The organism is Nocardia sp. NBC_01327, assembly GCF_035958815.1.
Taxonomy (GTDB): Bacteria; Actinomycetota; Actinomycetes; order Mycobacteriales; family Mycobacteriaceae; genus Nocardia.
On sequence record NZ_CP108383.1, the window covers coordinates 1,241,935 to 1,259,904 of the forward strand.

Sequence of the window (17,970 nt, forward strand, 5' to 3'; positions counted from 1 at the left end):
GAAGCTTCGAATTGAAAGTGAAACATAGGCGTTCGCTATTGAATCGCAACCCTTTCCGGGTGTGGACTATCCTCCGAACATGCCCCACATTCCGACTGTCGCTCGGCTGCGCCCCTACGCATCGACGATCTTCGCCGAGATGACCGAACTCGCCGTCCGCCACGGCGCCGTCAATCTCGGACAGGGCTTCCCGGACACCGATGGGCCGGCCGGGATGCTGCAGGTCGCACAGCAGGCGATTGCCGACGGCTTCAACCAATACCCGCCCGGCCGTGGCGTTCCCGCGCTGCGGCAGGCCATCGCCGCCGACCGCGCCCGCCGCTACGGCACCGAGTACGACCCCGATACCCAGGTGCTCGTCACGGTCGGCGCCACCGAGGCCATTGCCGCCACCGTCCTGGGCCTCGTCGAACCGGGTGACGAAGTGGTGCTCATCGAGCCGTACTACGACTCCTACGCGGCGGCCGTCGCGCTGGCCGGGGCCCAGCGGCGCACCGCCCGCCTCGTCCCCGACGGCGACGGTTTCGCCCTCGACCTGGATAGCCTGCGTGCGGCCATCACCCCCAGAACCCGTCTGCTGCTGCTGAATTCGCCGCACAATCCGACCGGCACCGTGCTCTCGCGCGCCGATCTGGCCGCCATTGCCGAGATCGCCATCGAGCACGATCTGCTGGTCATGTCCGATGAGGCCTACGAGCACCTCACCTTCGACGGCCACGAGCACATCAGCATCTCCACGCTGCCCGGCATGTTCGAGCGCACCATTGTGATCTCCAGCGCCGCAAAGACATTCAGCGTCACCGGCTGGAAGATCGGCTGGGCCTGCGCCCCCGCGCCGCTGCTGGACGCCGTGCTCGCCGCCAAACAGTTCCTCACCTTCGTGGGCGGCGGCCCCTTCCAGCCCGCCATCGCCTACGCCCTGAACAATGAGCAGCAGTGGATCTCGGCCCTGCGCGACACCCTCTCGGAGAAGCGCCTGCGCCTGTCCGCCGCCCTCGCCGACGCCGGATTCGGCGTGAAGCGCAGCGACGGCACCTATTTCGTCTGCGCCGACATCACCCCCCTGGGCGCCACCGACGCCTACGACTTCTGCCGCGAACTCCCCGAACGACTCGGCGTAGCCGCGGTCCCCGTCAGCGTCTTCGCCGACGACAAGCCCTCCTGGAACCGCCTGGTGCGCTTCACCTTCTGCAAAAAAGAAGACACCATCGCCGAAGGCATCCGCCGCCTCCGCGCCGGCAAAACCGCCGCCTCGCGCTAGAAGGTCGGCAGAGGCACCGATCGTCATCTGGCGCGAGTAACCCCGTCATCCCGGTGCGCTTCTGGCCGGGATCTACGTCGATGGGTGGATCCCGGCCAAAAGCATGCCGGGGGTGACGGGGCGGATGTGCCGGGGTGACGGGGCGGATGTGCCGGGGGTGACCGGGCGGATGTGCCGGGGTGACGGGGCGGATGTGCCAGGGATGACCGGGCGGATGTGCCGGGGATGACCGGGCGGGAGTGCCGGGGATGACCGGGCGGGAGTGCCGGGGATGACCGGGCGGGAGTGTCGAATGGGGTGGGTCGTTGGTAGCGGGCCAGTGGGTGGTGAGTGGACCGCGACAGGGGCGGGCCGGGTCGCGGAGGATCGGGGGATGATCGGGATGGCGGCGGTGCTCGGGGTTTCGGCGGCGGCGCTGGGGATGGTGCTGACGCCCGGGCCGAACATGATGTATTTGGTGTCGCGGACCGTTTCGCAGGGGCGGCGGGCCGGGTTTGTGTCGCTGACCGGAGTGGCGGCCGGGTTTGCGGTGTATCTGGCGGCGGCCACGGCCGGGATCACCGCCGTATTCGGCATGGTGCCTGCGCTGTATCTGGCGCTGAAGCTGGCGGGTGCGGGCTATCTGGCCTGGCTGGCGTGGAAGACGGTGCGGCCGGGCGGGGTGTCGGCCTTCGCGCCCGAGGCGCTGCCGGTCGATCCGGCGCGGCGGCTGTTCGCCATGGGGTTCGTGACCAATTTGCTCAATCCCAAGATCGCCATCATGTACATGGCGCTCATTCCGCAGTTCGTCGTGCTGGAAGACGGCCGGGTGTGGTTGCAGAGCCTCGGCCTGGGCGCGGTGCAGATCGCCGTCGCGCTGACCGTGAACTCGCTCATTGTGGTGAGCGCGGGCGCGGTGGCCGGTTTCCTTGCGGGACGGCCACTCTGGCTGCGCGCGCAACGCCTCGTCACCGGGACCGTGCTGGGCGCGATGGCGGCCCTGGTCGCCACCGACCGCGCCCGGCCGCTACCTGCTTGAGCGCCCCGCCATCCTGTTTGAGCGCTCGTCACCCGGCGCGGAAGTCAGGGGCGCAATGAGCCGGGGTAGAGGAATTCGTCGGCCGGGCGATCGGTGCGATCGAGCCAGGCGCCGAAGAATCCGTCCAGGTTCACCGGTGTCCGGGACTGTGTGAACTGCCGGAACTCCGGCATGGAGGCATTGCCGTACCGATGCGCTCCGACAAAGTCGTGGACGGCCGGGAAGAACGCCGCATCGCCCATGATGCGGCGCAGGGCGTGCAGGAACAGCGGCCCGCGGTAGTAGACCGAGGTGAATTCGTTTCCGGCGCCGGGGTTCTGCAGCGCGATCTCCCAGAACTTGGGATTGTCATGGTATTCGGTGACGGTCTCGCGGTACTGCGCGTCGACATCCTTGCCGTCCTTGCGCTCCGGCCACAGGTAGTCGGCGGTGTAGCTGGCGAAGCATTCGTTCAGGCAGACATCGGACCAGTGCCGCACCGACATGGAATCGCCCCACCACTGATGGGCGATCTCGTGCACCACGGTCCCCAGATCGGTCCAGGGCGCGTAGATGGGCCGCGATTGCGTCTCCAGCGAGAACTGCAGATCGGTATCGACATAGATGCCGCCCGCCGTATCGAACGGGTACGGCCCGTACAGCTGCTCCTCGAAATCCAGAATCTCCGGCAGTCGCTGCTCGATCCCCTTGGCCTGCAGCGCATCCGGCGCGAAGGCGCTCAGCAGCGGAGTGCCGTCGGCGCCGCGCTGTTCCAGGAATTCGAACCGGTCGATGGCAATGGTGGTCAGATAGCCCGCCACGGGCTGCCGCATTTCCCAATCCACGGTCCGATTCGCGCCCTGCACCACATCGCGGATCTTCACCCCGTTCGACATCACCTCCCATTCGGCGGGCACCGTCGCGTGCAGCGCGAAAGTCGCCTTGTTCAAAGGGGTGTCGTTGAGCGGATACCAGCTGCTCGCCGAATGCGGTTCGCCCGCAACAAAAGCCCCGCCGCTGGGGGAGAAGACCCAGCCCGCGCCGTCGGTTCCGGTGACCGCGCCCGCGTATTGCACCTGGACCGCGAAGGGCAGTCCGGGCAGCAGCGGCAGCATGGGCGTCACCACGAGTTCGTGCTCGTCGGTGCGATCGAATGCGGCGGGCAGGCCGTTGACCGTCACCGCGGTCACCTGCGGCCCGCTGTAATCGAGGTCGAAGGTGTGCATCGCCTGCGTGGCCACCGCGTCCACCCGGGTCGAGCCCGTCAGCTGATGCCCGGCCGGGTCGTACCCGACGGTGACGTCGTAGTGCTCGGCGCGATATCCGCCATTGCCGTCCAGCGGATAGTAGGGATCACCGGCCCCGGGCGCTCCCGCGAACGGATCGCCGGGACCCGCCTGCACCGGCGCCGTATTCGTCACCGTCACCAGCGCCGCACCCAGCACCGTGTACCGCACCCACCTGAGCCTCATACGCTGCGCGACCCCTTTTCGACGTCCACCCCGACCAGCAGAGATGCTAGTCGCCGCCGTCGTCAGCTACTGGTGCCCGACACGGCTACGGTGGCGCCCAGCCCGATGATCATCACCCCGCCCGCCGCGCCGAGGTTCTCCAGCCGCTTGGGGGAGCGGCCGAACCAGTCCCGCGCCAACCCGGCGACGAGCGCCCAGCTGCTGTCGGACACCAGTGCGATGGCGACGAAGATGAGCCCCAGAATCAGGATCTGCAAGGGCACCCGGCCGGCGGCCGGGGATACGAACTGCGGCAGCACCGCGGAGAAGAAGATGATGGCCTTCGGATTGCTGACGCCGACCAGGAAGGCCTGGCGTAGCAGCCGCACGCCCTGCGCCGGTTCGGCCCGCGACTCCCAGGCCTCGCGCAGCGACCGGCGCTCCCGAATCGCCTGTACCCCCAGGTAGATCAGGTAGACCGCGCCCGCCAGCTTCACGACCGTCAGTGCGATGGCCGAGGCCGCCACCACCGCCCCGAGTCCGGCCGCCACCAGCACCAGCATCGCCAGCACGCCCAGTGAATGCCCCAGCACCGAGAGCAATGCCGCCCGGCGACCTGAACTGAGTGCGCGGCCGATGACGAAAAGCACACCGGGCCCGGGGATTACGATGAGAATGGTGCCGGCGACCAAAAACGCCAGCAGATTAGCGCCGGGGATCATCGACTCAGTCTACGCAGCGCCGCAAGGGATTTCGCGGAAAAAGCGGCGAGCAGACCGCCGGCTAACCGCGTAGCTCGTCCGGAAGCTGCTGCGGATCCAGCAGCAGCCGTTTGGCGTCCACATCCCGCACCTTGTCCGCCAGATCCAGATTGTCGGTGAGCAATTCCCACTCGACCTCGCGAATCTCGCTGCGAGCCCGCTCGATGACATTGAGATCGCGAGTTCCCCAGGCGATCGGCATGGCGCTCACCGACTGCCACAGATCGCCGACCGATCCGGGCGCGCGATCGATGCGCACGGTCACCGCGGGGACGCGCTCACCGACACGAATGCGATGCCCGGGCAGCGCGCGCACGGTGCGGGTCACCAGGGCGTAGCGCGGGCCGTCGGCATTCGGCTTGGCCAGATCCACCAGCGCCAGCAGGGTGGCCCCCGGGCCGTCGGTCTTCGACACCACGGCGGGCACGAGTTCGCCTGCCGCGTAAAGCTTGTCGACGCGGGCGCGGTGCGGCGTCCACAGGCCGATGAACAGCGAGGTGGCCGCCCCGAGGACAAAGGCCACCGCCAGCAGATACGACCACGGATGGTTCACCCACACCAAAAATGCGGTGCCCAGGCCCAGCACGAGGGCCGCGCCGATCCCGAGCACGCGCAACCGCCGCAACTGGGCGACGACTTCGTTGACCGCCCGGGCATGCTCACGGTCCACCGCGAATTCGAAGCGTCGCACGTGCGTTCTCTCCCACCTACCGGAGGTTATTCCTCCAGTTATCCTAACGTCGGCCCCAGCAGGTCGTCTGCATCGGTGATGCGATAGGCATACCCCTGCTCCGCCAGGAAACGCTGCCGGTGCGCGGCGTATTCGGCGTCCAGCGTGTCACGCGCGACCACGGAATAGAAGTGAGCCTGGCCGCCATCGTGTTTCGGCCGCAGCAGGCGCCCGAGCCGCTGGGCCTCCTCCTGCCGGGAACCGAAGGTGCCCGAAACCTGGACGGCCACAGACGCTTCCGGTAGGTCGATGGAGAAGTTGGCCACCTTGCTGACCACCAGCACCGGGATCTCCCCCTGCCGGAACGCCTCGAACAGCGCCTCGCGCTCCTTGGTCCGGGTGGAGCCCTGGATGATCGGTGCGTTCAGGTGTTCGCCCAGCTCGTCGAGCTGATCCAGGTACGCGCCGATGACCAGGGTGGGAGACCCCCGGTGCTGCGCCAGAATCGATTCCACCACCGGAATCTTGGTGCGCGCGGTGGAGCACAGCTTGTAGCGCTCCTCCGGTTCGGCGGTGGCGTACGCCATCCGCTCGGCGTCGGTGAGCGTCACCCGGACCTCGACACAGTCGGCCGGAGCGATCCAGCCCTGCGCCTCGATGTCCTTCCACGGGGCGTCGTAGCGCTTGGGACCTATGAGCGAGAACACATCTCCCTCGCGCCCGTCCTCGCGCACCAGGGTGGCCGTGAGGCCGAGCCGGCGGCGCGATTGCAGATCCGCCGTCATGCGGAAGACCGGCGCGGGCAGCAGATGCACCTCGTCGTAGATGACCAGACCCCAGTCGCGGCTGTCGAACAGCTCCAGATGCCGGTATTCACCCTTCGTCTTGCGGGTGACCACCTGATAGGTGGCAATGGTGACCGGCCGGATCTCCTTGCGCTCGCCCGAGTACTCGCCGATCTCGTCCTCGGTGAGCGAGGTGCGGGCCAGCAGCTCGCGCCGCCACTGCCGCCCGGCCACGGTATTGGTGACCAGAATCAGGGTGGTGGCCTTGGCTTTTGCCATGGCCGCCGCACCGACCATGGTCTTGCCCGCACCACACGGCAGCACGACCACGCCGGAGCCGCCCGCCCAGAACGAGTCGACGGCCATCTCCTGATAGTCGCGCAGATGCCAGTGACCGCCCTCGTAATCCAGGTCGATGGCGTGCGCCTCGCCGTCCACATAACCGGCGAGGTCCTCGGCGGGCCAGCCGATCTTCAGCAGCATCTGCTTGATCCGGCCGCGCTCGGACGGATGCACCACCACGGTGTCGTCATCGACGCGCGCGCCCAGCATGGGTGCGATCTTCTTGTGCCGGAGCACCTCCTCGAGCACCGCCCGATCCAGGCTCACCAGGGTCAGGCCGTGCACCGGGCTCTTCACCAGCTGCAGTCGCCCGTACCGGCCCATGGTGTCGACAATGTCCACCAGCAGCGGCTGCGGTACGGCGTACCGGGAGTACTTGACCAGGGCGTCGACCACCTGCTCGGCGTCATGACCGGCCGCGCGGGCGTTCCACAGTGCCAGCGGAGTGATGCGGTAGGTGTGCACATGCTCCGGTGCGCGCTCCAGCTCCGCGAACGGCGCGATGGACTGCCGGGCCGCGTTCGCGGCCTCGTGATCGACCTCGAGCAGCAGTGTCTTGTCGCTTTGAACGATGAGCGGTCCGTCGGTCACGGCACCTCCTGGCTTGTCGGGCCCGATCGGGCCGTTGTCCATTGTCCCTGATGGCACCGACAGCGCTGCGGCCGCCAATTCCGTGAAAACGGTCAAGCCCCGAGTTCCGGTGGCTACGATCACTCGAACTTGGGCAACTGTCCAACTATTTCTTGTTATTCCGAAAGCTGAATCAGAGGTGCCGATGCGCAGGGGAGTACGGGGCAGACGATGGACGGCGAGCCTGGTGGCGGCGGCGCTCGGGGGCGCGCTGCTGGTCACGACGCCGAGCGCGCAGGCCGCGCCGATCGATTCGATACACACCGACGGCGCCGCGTTCGTCGATGATTCCGGGCGCGTCGTGGTGTTGCACGGCGTGAACAATGTGGACAAGGAACCGCCCTATATCGAACCGGGGGACGGGTTCACCCTCACCGCCGACGATGCGGCGCTGCTGGCGGGGCACGGCTTCAATACCGTTCGGCTCGGCGTCTCCTTCGATGGGCTCATGCCCACCAGGGGCGTCGTCGACACCGCGTATCTGGACCGTGTCGCCGGTGTGGTGGATACGTTGGCGCAGTACGGGATTCACACCCTGCTCGACAATCATCAGGACGGTCTCTCGAAGATCTGGGGCGGCAACGGTTTTCCCGAATGGGCGCTGCAATCGCGGCCCGGACCGCTGGAGCCGAACCTCGGCTTCCCGCTCTACTACCTCGAGCCCAGTATGAACAAGGGCTGGGATGAGGTGTGGAACAACAGCAATGGCGTTCTCGACTACCTGGGCCAGGCGCTCGGCGCGCTGGCCGCGCGGGTGGACGGCCACGCGGGCGTGCTCGGCTTCGAGCTGTTGAACGAGCCGTGGCCCGGTTCGGCCTTCCTGTCCTGCTATCCCGACGGCTGCCCGAGCTTCGACGTGAAATATCAAGCGGCAATGCAGAAGTTGACCGATGCGGTGCGGGCGCGCAATACCGGGACCATGGTGTTCTGGGAGCCGAATGTGACCTGGAACGAAACCATGCCGACAAATCTCGGCAGGAATCCGCCGATCACCGCGCCCGATATCGCCTTCGCGCCACACGATTACTGCATTCCCAGTCAGCTCGCCATCTATCTGAACCTGCCGGCGTTCCTGAAGGGTCTGTGCCCGCCGCAGCAGGACAAGACCTGGGGCAATATCGATTCCTTCACCGCGCGTACGCATCTGCCCACCCTGGTCACCGAATTCGGCGACGGCGACCCGACCGTGCTGAGCAATACCGTGACGCGGGCCGATGATCGGTTCATCAGCTGGCAGTACTGGCATTACGCCTCCGGCTTCGGCGCGGGCGGTCCGCGACCGGATCCCTTCCTCGGCTCGATCGGGCAGCAATTGGTCCGCACCTATCCGCAGGCCACCGCGGGGACGCCCGGGCGGATGATCTTCGATCCGGCCACCGGTGACTTCGCCTACCGGTACACCCCGCGCCCCGGGCCGAAGCCGACCGAGATCTATGTCTCCGATGTGCACTACCCGGGCGGCTATCAGGCCCGGGTGGACGGTGGCGTCATTACGTCACCGGCGGGTGCGCGCGTGGTGACCGTGGAGGCGAATTCCGCATTGCCGGTCACCGTCTACATCAATCGGCCCGGTTCGAAGGGCGCCACCGTGCCCACCGGTCCGATCGGCACCGGTTCCGCGGGGTCGGGTTCGTCGGGGCTGTCGTCGGGTTCGGGTTCCGGCTCCGCGGGTTCCGGGTCGGGGACGGGGTCGGGCGGATCGGGATCAGTGGGATGACGGCGCGATTTATCCACCGGAGTGTGTAACGATCCATAGGTGTCTCACGACACATGACGAGGCGCGAGCACCTGGACATGCGCCCAAATCGAGAGGGAATCATGGCGTTTTACGGAATCGGGCTGTTCACCAGCCTCCTCCCCAGCATTCTCAACTACTCGCTGCTGGCCATGCGCGGCCTGCATATGTACTGATACCCGCTTACCTCTTGAAAGCCCGCTGCGCTGATGCGGCCGCCGCGGGCCCAAAGGTATCCTCACCGCGTTCACGGCAGCCGTGAACTGTTCGGTGAGAAAGGTTTTCACAGGTGAAGTTCACAGGGACGAGGCCGCTCCTGCGCCTCGTACTGGCCCTCATGGCCCTGGCCGTGGCCGCACTGGCCGTGACCGGGTGTTCGATGATCAAGGACGCCAGCAAGTCCGATACCGCCAAGTCCAAGGTCGGCGACTGTATCAACGTGATCTCGGGGTCGATGGTCGACTCCAAGACCGAGCCGGTCGACTGCTCCTCCGATAAGGCGGTCTACAAGGTCGCACAGGTCTACGACAAGAAGACCGACTGCAAAGACGAGCAGACCTCCTATGAGGAGACCATGAACGGCGGCACCACCGCCTTCCTGTGCCTGACGCCCAACTTCAAAGAGGGCGCCTGCTACAACGAAAGCTCCACCACCGGATACAAAGCCGTGGACTGCACTGCGCCCGAAGCCTCTTTCAAGGTGACCAAGCGCATCGACGGTCAGGCCGATGAATTCCAGTGCGACGCGAGTACCTCGATCGGATTCCGGACCGTCTCGGACCCGAAGACCACGTTCTGCCTGGGAAATCCCAAGGGTTAAAACAACTCTCGAATCCCGGCAGTTCGCTAGTCGACCAGTGCGACCGACGCGATCCGGTGCAGTGTGAAGTGCCGGATCGCGCCGGTCACCGGATCCAGCGCGTCGAGCTGACCGCCGCCGACCTTCAGGGGTTCGACCACCCGCTGCGAGGCCACCCCGGAGGCGTCCACATAGCCGATGTGCACCGGACGCCTTGTGCGCGCGGCCAATTGGAGCAGATTGATGGTGGCGGTGGTGGTGGTCCGGCTGCCGTCGGAGCGGACCGTCTGACTGGAACGGGTATGCGCGGCACGCTCGCCCGCCCGTAGTTCCGAGACCAGAGCCTGAAGTTGTTCGGGGCTGGGCGGATTCGGCCGCCACGTGGGCTTGTGATTATTGCGCGACGCGATCCGGGCGCCGCGCGGCCGCAGATCCACGATCGCGCCCGAGGAATCCTCGCCCGCCGGACTGAAACCCGCGGCCCGCAGCTTCTCCAGCACCTCGCCCAGCGGGGCCTGGGAGATCGCGACCGTCGGCGCCACCGCCCGCAGGGCCAGCAGCCCGGAGACCGGTGCGGCCAGCACCTCCGCGAGCAAGGCCGGATCCTCGCTGCGCACGAACGATTGCGCCATGCCCGCCCGCAGGCGGCCGTGGCGGCGGGCCACATCGTCGATGAGGTAGGTCAGCGACTGCGGCACCGGCGTACGAGAGTGCGCGGTGAACAGATTGTGCAGCTCCGCGGCCGTCGCACCCGCGTCCAGGGCGCGGCGCACCGAGGTCTCGCTGAGGCGGTACACCGTTGCGGCGCCGGCCGATTCGACATCGGCGACCAGCGATACCCGATCCTGCAGTTCGGGTGTCAGCGGTCCGGGCGCGATGATCGTCAGATCCGCCTGCACCAGTACGTGATCCACCGGTTCCGGCAGTGCCGCGGCCATCTCCGATTCGGCATCCTCCGGGCGGCCGTGCAGCAGCGCCCGGCCCGCGGACGTCACCGCACCGCGCGCCACCAGACCCAGCGTCTCCGCCTCGGCGAGCGTGCGCTCCACCGATTCCAGCCGATAGTGCCGCCGCCAGCGCGGCTGCCGCCAGGCCAGGGCGCGGCCCAGATCCGGGGCGGTCACCGCATTACCGGCCGGATACTCGGCCAGCAGGCCCAGAATCGCGCGCCGGTCGCGGACGGCGTGCACATTGCGCAACTCCGCCGACAGTGCCGCCAGCGGTTTGTCATTGGCATCGCGGAGCCCGATCATCCACGGGAAGCGGTCCAGATCCAGCCAGGCCTGCGCCAGCACCACCCAGCGGCGGGACGGGACCACGGCCAGCCAGGCGTCGGCGGTGGTGGTGGGCGCCCAGAAATCCTCGGTGCCGTCGTCGGCGAGCGGTTCGGGGGAGCCCTTGTCCAGCAGCCGGGCCGCGGCGAGCACCTCCGAGATCAGGCCGATCCGGGCCTCGTCGATACCGGTCTGCTTGACGATCCGGCGGATCTCACGCACGCCCAGCCCACCGGAGCGCAGTGCGGGCGCAGGCGCCTGGCCGAGGACGTCGAGCACGGAAGCGCTGTGCCGCAGCAGTTCTCCGACCTCGCCCGCGGCCGCGGCGTTCACATCGGTGGTGCCCTGCTTGCGCAGTGCGGGCTGCGGAGCGGTCAGGACATGCGGATCGGTGACCGGCTCATCGCGCAGCAGCTGGCCGACGGAGATCGGCAGATCCACCGTCTCCTCGTCGATCCAGTTCAGCAGTCGCAGCGACAGCAGCCGCTGCACCGGGCGATCCTCCGGCGTACCGGGCGCCGCATCGCGGGTGCGGCCGCGCGGGCCGGTGGCGGCCAGCTTGTCCAGCAGGCCCCGCTCCTGCGGCGAGAGCCCGATGAGGGCGGCGGTGATCTCGGGTTCGGTGAGCGCGTCCGGCAGCTCGGTGGCGCTGCCCAGCGGCCACGGCAGCGCCTCCTGAGCGGAGGGCGTCAGATGCAGGCCCGCGTCGGAACCCCAGACGAGGGCGCGGCCGAGTAGTCGGGCCACCGAGGCATCGAGGGCGGCGGCGGGCACCCGATCGCCGAGCAGGGTGCGGAGCTTGGCGCGCGGCAAGGGATTCGGGCTGCGCTGATCGGCGGCGCCCTGCAGTACGAGGGTTTCGATGACCGCGAAATCGAGCGTGTCCAACTCGTCCGTGGCGCGCAGCACCGAGGCGCGCTGTTCGGTCCGGGCCGCCAGCACCGCCATCGAAGCGGGCAGTGGCACAGCCAGATCCGGCCGCAGCTGCAGCAGCGCCACGAGTTCGGCGTCGGTGTGCGCGGCCAGCCATTCGGCGAGCGTCGCAGGGGGAGCGGCCTTCACGGCCCGGCTCTTGCGCGGCTTCGCCGCGGTGCCGGTGCGCGGCTTCGCTGCGGAGTCGGTGCGCAGCTTCGCCGCGGTGTCGTCGGGCGCGGCCTCGGACGCCTTTGCGGCAGCGCCGTTCTCGGCGGGATTGGCGGTATCGGTCACTTCACCCGATCCAGGCGGACGACGGCGGCGCGTGCGCGGCGGGTAAGGCCGCGGGCACGGCGAGAGGGCGGTGTGAGGCGCGGTGGAGCAGCCGCCGCCGCGACCGTGGTCGCATGCGCGGCGGCCGCCGGACAGCGAGCCGCGCCGTTCACCGCATGGTTATCGGTTGCGAGGCGGATCAGCGGTTGATGACCGTGTGCGGGTGCACGTAGGGCAGCTGATCGGCGGGAAGCGGGAACTCGGTCTCGTCGCCGTACGGCGAAAGGCCGCCAGAGCGAGTCGAAGAGAGTTCGGTGACCGCGTGATCGCCATTGGCCGTCTCCGGCCAGCCATTGTCGACGTAGGGCTTCTTCGATTTGTTCACCACGCGCCCATTCTGGCATGAGCCCCCGCAGCACGCCCCGTCCGGCACCCGGATGTTTGCTCGAATCACAGCGCCGCGGCAGCAACAACGACAAACGCCCCGCATCGACACTGATGCGGGGCGTATGTGCGCGAACGGGGGAGTGGCTCAGTTGGGGAGCAGACCCTTGTTCGCCTGGAAGAAGTTCACGATGGACGGATCGAGCTGAGTGTTGTTGGCCTTGCTCACATTCAGGAAGTCGAGCACCGGCTGCGGGACCTGGATGCCCTGCTGCTCGACAACCTGCACGGCGCGATCGACAGCCTGGTAGACCTGCTGGCTGCCGTCTGCGGCCTGCTGTGCGGGCGCCTGGCCCGGATTCCAGCGCGGCGCGTCCTGTGAGGCGACGGCGGGGCGGTCACTGGCCTGGCTGTGGAGGCCGAGGCTCGAGGAGCAGGAGGGCCATGCGCCCCAGCCCTGCGTGGCGAGCACCTTCTCGGCGACGGTGATCTGCTGCTCGCGGGTGGCCTGGTTGGCGCTGGGGGCGTATTCGCCACCGCCGTGCGCGGTCCAGGTGCTCGGCGAGAACTGCAGTCCGCCCTGGAAACCGTTGCCGGTGTTGATGCCCCAGTTACCGCCGGCTTCGCACTGAGCGAGCTTGTCCCAGTCGGAGTCGGGTGCCGCGCTGGCGTTACCGGCCAGGGCCACACCGGCGCCACCGAGGGCGATGCCCGTCAGGGCAACCTTGGCGACCGTGCGACCGGTGTTACTCGGCTTGCGATGGCGTCCACTCATGTTCGGGTTTTCCTCTCGTACGCACTTGCGGGACCGACTACCGGCGACGAACTGAGAGGTCGTCCGTTCCGGCGCGCGTCTGCGCGCTGTCCTCGCCCTCACCCCTGATTCCAGTTGGGGGTCCGTGCCCGCGGGGTGAGGTTTTGTGCGGCGGGCCGGTGGCGCCGGGCTGACCCGACTGGAAGGGAACACTACGACGATCGCCGTGAAAAGTCTCCATTTGGTAACCGCCGTGTCTGTCCGGGTCACTCTCGGGCGCAAGGGGTTCCGCATATCGTCTGTGCAGGTGGTCGCGGCGAGTCTCACTTTGTAGCGGTCCGTTGCACGCCTGTGACCGTTCCGTTATGTGACGAGGATCACACGCATAGTCGGGTAACGAACGGGGCAACCGGTCGTGTCGCGGCATCCCCGGCACGCATTCGTGCGCACCGACGCGAACCTGTGCGGCGGTCAGCGCGCGCGGCGGCCCGACCACAGGGCGAACACGATCGCCAGCAGGAAACCGAGGGGCGCTGCCATGGCGAGCAGATACAGCCACAGCCCCGGTTTGGAATCGGACAGCAGGCCGACGCCGAAGATTGCCACAATTGCCAGCAATCCCACCGCGAACAAACCCATGGCGAAATACAGCAGCCAGCTTCCGGACCTGCGCGGAGCCTGCTTCGAGGAAGAGTCGGACACGTGAAGACCGTAAAACTGAGGTGCCCGGCCTATTCACACCGGGGTAGACTCGAAGACCATCGCGTCCTGCCATAGCTGTGGGGCGCGTTTTTTCGCAGATCCGACAGGTTGCGGACGATTCGGTCCGTCGATCAAGACTGTGCCCGGCGTGCCCGGGCATCGAATAACGAACAGGTGAGCGCAGTGCCGACCGGCAAGGTGAAGTGGTACGACGTCGAAAAGGGCTTCGGCTTCCTTTCCCAGGATGAGGGTGAGGACGTCTATGTTCGATCGTCGGCGCTGCCCGAGGGCGTCGAAGCGCTCAAGCCCGGGCAGCGGGTCGAATTCGGAATGGCGGCAGGTCGTCGCGGTCCGCAGGCGCTGAGCCTCAAACTGCTCGAAACCCCCACTGTCCGTGGGCCGGAGCGTGAGCGCGGCGAACGTCGCGGGCGCGGCGGCGAAGCCCCGATCAACCGCAAGACCACCGACGAGCTGCACGGCCTCATCGAGGACATGATCACGCTCCTCGACACCAAGGTGCAGCCCGATCTGCGGGTGGGCCGGTATCCGGACCGCAAGCTCGCCCAGCGCATCGCCGAGGTGGTGCGCGGCGTCGCGCGGGAGCTCGACCACTAGGTCGAAGACCGCAGACCGCTCGGTCGCAGACCGAAAAGCCAACGGGCCCCGATGAGCTGATGCTCACGGGGCCCGCCGCATGTCAGAAGTGTGTGGGCGGCACCGCTTTTCAGGCGGCGGTGTGGATCGCCCAGCGCGCGGAGGTGACGTAGCCCTCCTGGCCGTTCTCGTCCCGGGCCGGAATGGGCAGCTGCAGTTCGATTCCCGTCAATTGCAGGCGCGGGTCCGTCGGCGTCGGCACGGTGATGGCGCGGGCATCCTGCGGGAAGTCGCGGTGCGTGGCCAGGCGCTGGGCGTCCTGTCCGCCGGGCAGCTGGTACACCAGCACCATCTGCCAGGGCGCGTCCGCGATCTCCTTGGGCAGCGACAACTGCAGCGGATAACCGGCCGGCACAGTCAGTTCCGCGATGTGCTGGCTGTTATCGCAATTGCGCAGATCGAGCTTGTTGTCCTCGATATGGACGTCGCAGTACAGGTACGGCGTCACGCTCACCGATTTGCCGTGCGCATAGGCGGTGATCTGCGGCTGCGGTTTGTCGGCATTGTGCGCCAGCACCACGATGACGGCGATATAGGCCACCCCCACCGCGAGCAGGGTCGCTGCCAGCAGAGCGACGATCGTGCGGGTGCTGGGTTTGCTCACCGTTGGTTTCCTGTCCTCACGGGGTGGGCTCCGCGGTGCCGTGAGCACCGGGAATCTCCTGCTGCGCGTGCTGCGGTCGGTTGCCGCCCAAACCGGGCAGCAGCGAATGACCACGGTAGCTGACCACCGTCTGGACCAGTCCCAGCGCCATGACCGCCGTGACCGCGGCGAAACCGATCCACCAGTCGGTCGGCAGCAGGACGCCCATCGAGCCGCCGATCACCCAGGACAGCTGCAGCACCGTTTCGGAGCGGCCGAAGCCCGAGGCGATGGATTCGGCGGGCAGGTCGTCCTGGATGGAGGCGTCCAGCGACACCTTCGCCAATGCGCTTGCGCCCGAGGCCACCACGGTCGCTATGGCCGCGCCCATGAGGCTGTCCAGGAACGTCGCCATCGCACACGCGGCGACGCAGGCGAGGGTGCAGATCAGGACGAGCTGGGTCGGGCGGCCCAGTTTCATGCGGGCGCCCGTGGCATTGCCCGCGAAGTTGCCGATGGCCGCGCACGCGCCGACCACGCCGAGCATGGCGGCCTGCTGCACCGGCCGATGCTCGGTCGCCTTGGCCACGAAAGCCACGTAGAAGGTGAGGAATCCGGTCAGCACCCGGACCGTGCCATTGCCCCACAGGCCCGTGACCACGGCGCGGCCCAGCGGCTGGCGGCGGCGGCTGGGCTGCACGTGTGCGGCCTTGTTCGGGTCGAGTACCTCGGTATGCGAATCGTCGCCGTGATAGGTGAGGGTTGCCGGAACTTCGCCCTCGGTGACCTCCACCCAGGACGGAATCTTCAGGCTCAGATAGCAACCCGCGCCGGCCAGGATCGCGGCGAAGGTCAGCGCGCCCGCCGAATGCGCCACCGAGGCGATCAGACCGGCGACACCACCCGCGCCCAGCGTTCCACCCACCAGGCCGAACACGGTGAGCCGGGAGTTGGTGCGCACCAGGTCGATTCCCGGCGGCAGCACGCGCGGGGTCACCGCGCTCTTCAGCACCGAGAACGACTTGCTCAGAATCATCATGCACAACGCGAGTGGGTACAGCGCCCAGTTGTTCACGTTGAAGATCAACAGGATGGCCACCAGCACACGCACAGCGAATGAACCCGCCAGTGCGAGCCGGCGTCCCCGCTGCAATCGGTCCAGCGCCGGGCCGATCAGCGGTGCGATCACCGCGAACGGGGCAATCGTGATCAGCAGATAGAGCGCGACCTTGGTCTTGGACTCCGCGGTCGCGCTGGCGAAGAACAGCGTGTTCGCCAGCGCCACCGCGACCGCGGCATCCGTCGCGAAATTGGCCATGGTGGCGTAAACCAGTGCGGTCAGGCCGGATTCCTCCGCGCCGTCGGCCTTGGCCGCGCGCTGGAAGGTCGCGAAACCGCGTTCGGTGAGCTCCCGGCTGCGCCGCACCGCCACCCGGGTGACGGTCAGCTTCTTCGGTGGTTTGTGCAGGCCCGGAGTCGATACGTCCTCCTGCTCCGCACCTAGGTCATGCGAATGTGTCAGCGGGCGAGTCGTTTCCGGATTGCCGGTATGCGATGGTGCGTCGTGCTGCGGATCGGACGGCTCGGGTCGCGGGGCGCCGGAGCGCGCGGGCGGCGGGGTGCCGTGGCGGGCGCGCGGTGCGGCGCCGGACGGTGCGGGCGGCGGTGTGTCGTACCGCGCGGTAGGCGGGGCCGGGCGCGAGCCGGCGGCCTCCGGTGGGGGCGGGCCCCGGAATTCGGTCGTCGGTGCGCTCTGCGGCCCGGAGAGGTGATCCGAGGACACCGCTCGAGTGGGCGGAGCCTCCGGGCGGGCCGGTGGCGGCGCCTCCGGACGGCGTCGCCGGGACCAGCGCGAAGTGCGGCGCGGCTCTTGCCCTTCCGCGGCGTACGGCGGGTCCACAGGATGCGCGGGCTGATGCCCGGCCAAGAAGTCCGGAACCTCCGGCTCGTCCCCCCGTGCCGCGTGCGACGGGGTGTTCGCCGGCGGATACCGGTCGAATCCCGGATGTCGTTCGATGAGCGGAGACTCCTCGTCCCACCACCGACCGGAGTCGGCGCCTGAGTCCCGGGGAGTTGTCACGCCCCAATTCTTGCAGTGTCGGAGAACGCAGGCTTCACTACCGCAGGTGTGCGGCGCCACATTGTGCGCTGCACCTGGGGATGAGGGCCGCCTCACGCGCAGGATTTCCGGCGCGGCAGCTGCTCAGGCCGGGACGAAACGGACCTCGAAGGTGTACGGCCATTTCTTGCCGGTGAGCAGGAAGCGGTCGGTGCCGGGGAGGTGGGTGATGCCGTTGAGGACATCGGTGTCGGGGGTGCGGGAACCCTTGGGGAGGAGGCCGGAAGCATCGATGACGCCCAGTACAGCGCCGGTTTCGGGGTTGATGTGCAGGATGGTGTCGGTCGGCCAGGCATTGGCGTAGACGGAACCGTCGGGGGCGCAATCGAGTTCGTTGAGGCGGGTACCGGTGCGGCTGGTGAGGCTGATCGTCCCGGTGGGGGCGAAGGTCTGCGGGTCGCGGAAGGTGAGGGTGCTCGAACCATTGCTCATGAGAATGCGGTTCTGGCGGGTGCACAGGCCCCAGCCCTCGCCCTCGAAACCGGTGCGGCGCAGCTCGGTCAGGGTTTCCGGATCGCGGGCGATGGCGATGTGGTCCTGATAGGTGATCTGCCAGAGCACGTTTCCGGCGCGGGTGATGCCCTCGCCGAACAGCGGGGCCGGCAGGTCGGCGCGGGCCAGCTCGGCGCCGTCGGAGAGCTTGCTCGCGCGGACGAAGGACTGTCCGGAAAGTCCGGTGCTCTCGTAGAGCGTGTCGCCGTCCGCCTCCAGGCCCTCGGTGAAGGCGGCGGTGTCGTGCGCACGCGTCGCGACGACTTCGACACGCAGTTGCGGCGTGTCGTCCGGGCTGCTGCAGGCGGACATTGCGGCGGCCAGGCACACGACGGTGGACAGTGCAAGGGGGACGGCCGCTACCGGTGCACGGCGTTTGCGCTCCATAC

At 68.0% G+C, this 17,970-nt stretch carries 16 protein-coding genes; 5 read left to right on the forward strand and 11 right to left on the reverse strand.

Going from position 1 to position 17,970, the window contains the following annotated elements:
- Positions 1-79 precede the first annotated feature (79 nt).
- On the forward strand, positions 80-1,261 hold the full coding sequence (locus OG326_RS05565) for a pyridoxal phosphate-dependent aminotransferase (protein WP_327143531.1): 1,182 nt from the start codon (positions 80-82) through the stop codon (positions 1,259-1,261).
- 373 nt (positions 1,262-1,634) lie between these two features.
- Positions 1,635-2,279 carry a LysE family translocator gene (locus tag OG326_RS05570; protein ID WP_327143532.1) on the forward strand — a complete coding sequence of 215 codons (645 nt, stop codon included), beginning with the start codon at positions 1,635-1,637 and terminating at the stop codon, positions 2,277-2,279.
- 44 nt (positions 2,280-2,323) lie between these two features.
- Here OG326_RS05570 and OG326_RS05575 read toward each other — a convergent pair whose 3' ends face one another.
- The 4 genes from OG326_RS05575 to OG326_RS05590 form a co-directional block, all read right to left on the reverse strand.
- Positions 2,324-3,730: a M1 family metallopeptidase gene (locus OG326_RS05575; RefSeq protein ID WP_327143533.1), complete on the reverse strand. Its 1,407-nt coding sequence runs from the start codon at positions 3,728-3,730 to the stop codon at positions 2,324-2,326.
- Between the two features lie 62 nt (positions 3,731-3,792).
- A complete protein-coding gene (locus OG326_RS05580) occupies positions 3,793-4,431 on the reverse strand; it encodes a LysE family translocator (RefSeq protein WP_327143534.1) in 639 nt (212 codons plus the stop codon).
- Between the two features lie 61 nt (positions 4,432-4,492).
- The gene (locus OG326_RS05585; protein ID WP_327143535.1) at positions 4,493-5,161 is read right to left on the reverse strand and encodes a DUF3239 domain-containing protein; all 669 of its coding nucleotides are present in this window, start codon (positions 5,159-5,161) and stop codon (positions 4,493-4,495) included.
- Between the two features lie 38 nt (positions 5,162-5,199).
- Positions 5,200-6,858 (reverse strand): DNA repair helicase XPB, encoded by a 1,659-nt coding sequence (locus OG326_RS05590; RefSeq protein WP_327143536.1) that lies wholly within the window; start codon positions 6,856-6,858, stop codon positions 5,200-5,202.
- Positions 6,859-7,042: 184 nt separating this feature from the next.
- Here OG326_RS05590 and OG326_RS05595 point away from each other — a divergent pair, with 184 nt between their 5' ends.
- Together OG326_RS05595 and OG326_RS05600 are read left to right on the forward strand one after the other, a co-directional pair.
- Positions 7,043-8,614: an endoglycoceramidase I gene (locus tag OG326_RS05595; RefSeq protein ID WP_327143537.1), complete on the forward strand. Its 1,572-nt coding sequence runs from the start codon at positions 7,043-7,045 to the stop codon at positions 8,612-8,614.
- 307 nt (positions 8,615-8,921) lie between these two features.
- On the forward strand, positions 8,922-9,452 hold the full coding sequence (locus tag OG326_RS05600) for an LppU/SCO3897 family protein (RefSeq protein ID WP_327143538.1): 531 nt from the start codon (positions 8,922-8,924) through the stop codon (positions 9,450-9,452).
- 26 nt (positions 9,453-9,478) lie between these two features.
- Here OG326_RS05600 and OG326_RS05605 read toward each other — a convergent pair whose 3' ends face one another.
- The 4 genes from OG326_RS05605 to OG326_RS05620 all read right to left on the reverse strand — a co-directional run bounded on the left by OG326_RS05605 (position 9,479) and on the right by OG326_RS05620 (position 13,733).
- Entirely contained in the window at positions 9,479-11,767 is a 2,289-nt protein-coding gene (locus tag OG326_RS05605; protein ID WP_327146388.1) for a helicase-associated domain-containing protein, read from the reverse strand.
- A 325-nt stretch (positions 11,768-12,092) separates the two neighbouring features.
- The gene (locus OG326_RS05610) at positions 12,093-12,281 is read right to left on the reverse strand and encodes a hypothetical protein (protein WP_327143539.1); all 189 of its coding nucleotides are present in this window, start codon (positions 12,279-12,281) and stop codon (positions 12,093-12,095) included.
- Between the two features lie 144 nt (positions 12,282-12,425).
- On the reverse strand, positions 12,426-13,052 hold the full coding sequence (locus OG326_RS05615) for a resuscitation-promoting factor Rpf1 domain-containing protein (RefSeq protein ID WP_327143540.1): 627 nt from the start codon (positions 13,050-13,052) through the stop codon (positions 12,426-12,428).
- Between the two features lie 450 nt (positions 13,053-13,502).
- On the reverse strand, positions 13,503-13,733 hold the full coding sequence (locus tag OG326_RS05620; RefSeq protein WP_327146775.1) for a hypothetical protein: 231 nt from the start codon (positions 13,731-13,733) through the stop codon (positions 13,503-13,505).
- Positions 13,734-13,916: 183 nt separating this feature from the next.
- On the opposite strand from OG326_RS05620, the gene OG326_RS05625 reads away from it, so the two are divergent.
- Positions 13,917-14,348: a cold-shock protein gene (locus OG326_RS05625; RefSeq protein WP_327146389.1), complete on the forward strand. Its 432-nt coding sequence runs from the start codon at positions 13,917-13,919 to the stop codon at positions 14,346-14,348.
- A gap of 109 nt (positions 14,349-14,457) precedes the next feature.
- Here the strand turns inward: OG326_RS05625 and OG326_RS05630 are convergent, their stop codons facing one another.
- The 3 genes from OG326_RS05630 to OG326_RS05640 all read right to left on the reverse strand — a co-directional run bounded on the left by OG326_RS05630 (position 14,458) and on the right by OG326_RS05640 (position 17,968).
- Positions 14,458-14,991 (reverse strand): DUF2771 domain-containing protein, encoded by a 534-nt coding sequence (locus OG326_RS05630; protein ID WP_327143541.1) that lies wholly within the window; start codon positions 14,989-14,991, stop codon positions 14,458-14,460.
- A gap of 16 nt (positions 14,992-15,007) precedes the next feature.
- A complete protein-coding gene (locus OG326_RS05635) occupies positions 15,008-16,753 on the reverse strand; it encodes an MFS transporter (RefSeq protein ID WP_442791010.1) in 1,746 nt (581 codons plus the stop codon).
- Between the two features lie 420 nt (positions 16,754-17,173).
- Positions 17,174-17,968 carry a glutaminyl-peptide cyclotransferase gene (locus OG326_RS05640; RefSeq protein WP_327143543.1) on the reverse strand — a complete coding sequence of 265 codons (795 nt, stop codon included), beginning with the start codon at positions 17,966-17,968 and terminating at the stop codon, positions 17,174-17,176.
- Positions 17,969-17,970 lie beyond the last annotated feature (2 nt).

Coding starts and splice junctions, on each gene's coding strand:
- OG326_RS05565 (WP_327143531.1), top strand. CDS start 80: ATGCCCCACATTCCGACTGTCGCTCGGCTGCGCCCCTACGCATCGACG.
- OG326_RS05570 (WP_327143532.1), top strand. CDS start 1,635: ATGATCGGGATGGCGGCGGTGCTCGGGGTTTCGGCGGCGGCGCTGGGG.
- OG326_RS05575 (WP_327143533.1), bottom strand. CDS start 3,730: ATGAGGCTCAGGTGGGTGCGGTACACGGTGCTGGGTGCGGCGCTGGTG.
- OG326_RS05580 (WP_327143534.1), bottom strand. CDS start 4,431: ATGATCCCCGGCGCTAATCTGCTGGCGTTTTTGGTCGCCGGCACCATT.
- OG326_RS05595 (WP_327143537.1), top strand. CDS start 7,043: ATGCGCAGGGGAGTACGGGGCAGACGATGGACGGCGAGCCTGGTGGCG.
- OG326_RS05615 (WP_327143540.1), bottom strand. CDS start 13,052: ATGAGTGGACGCCATCGCAAGCCGAGTAACACCGGTCGCACGGTCGCC.
- OG326_RS05640 (WP_327143543.1), bottom strand. CDS start 17,968: ATGGAGCGCAAACGCCGTGCACCGGTAGCGGCCGTCCCCCTTGCACTG.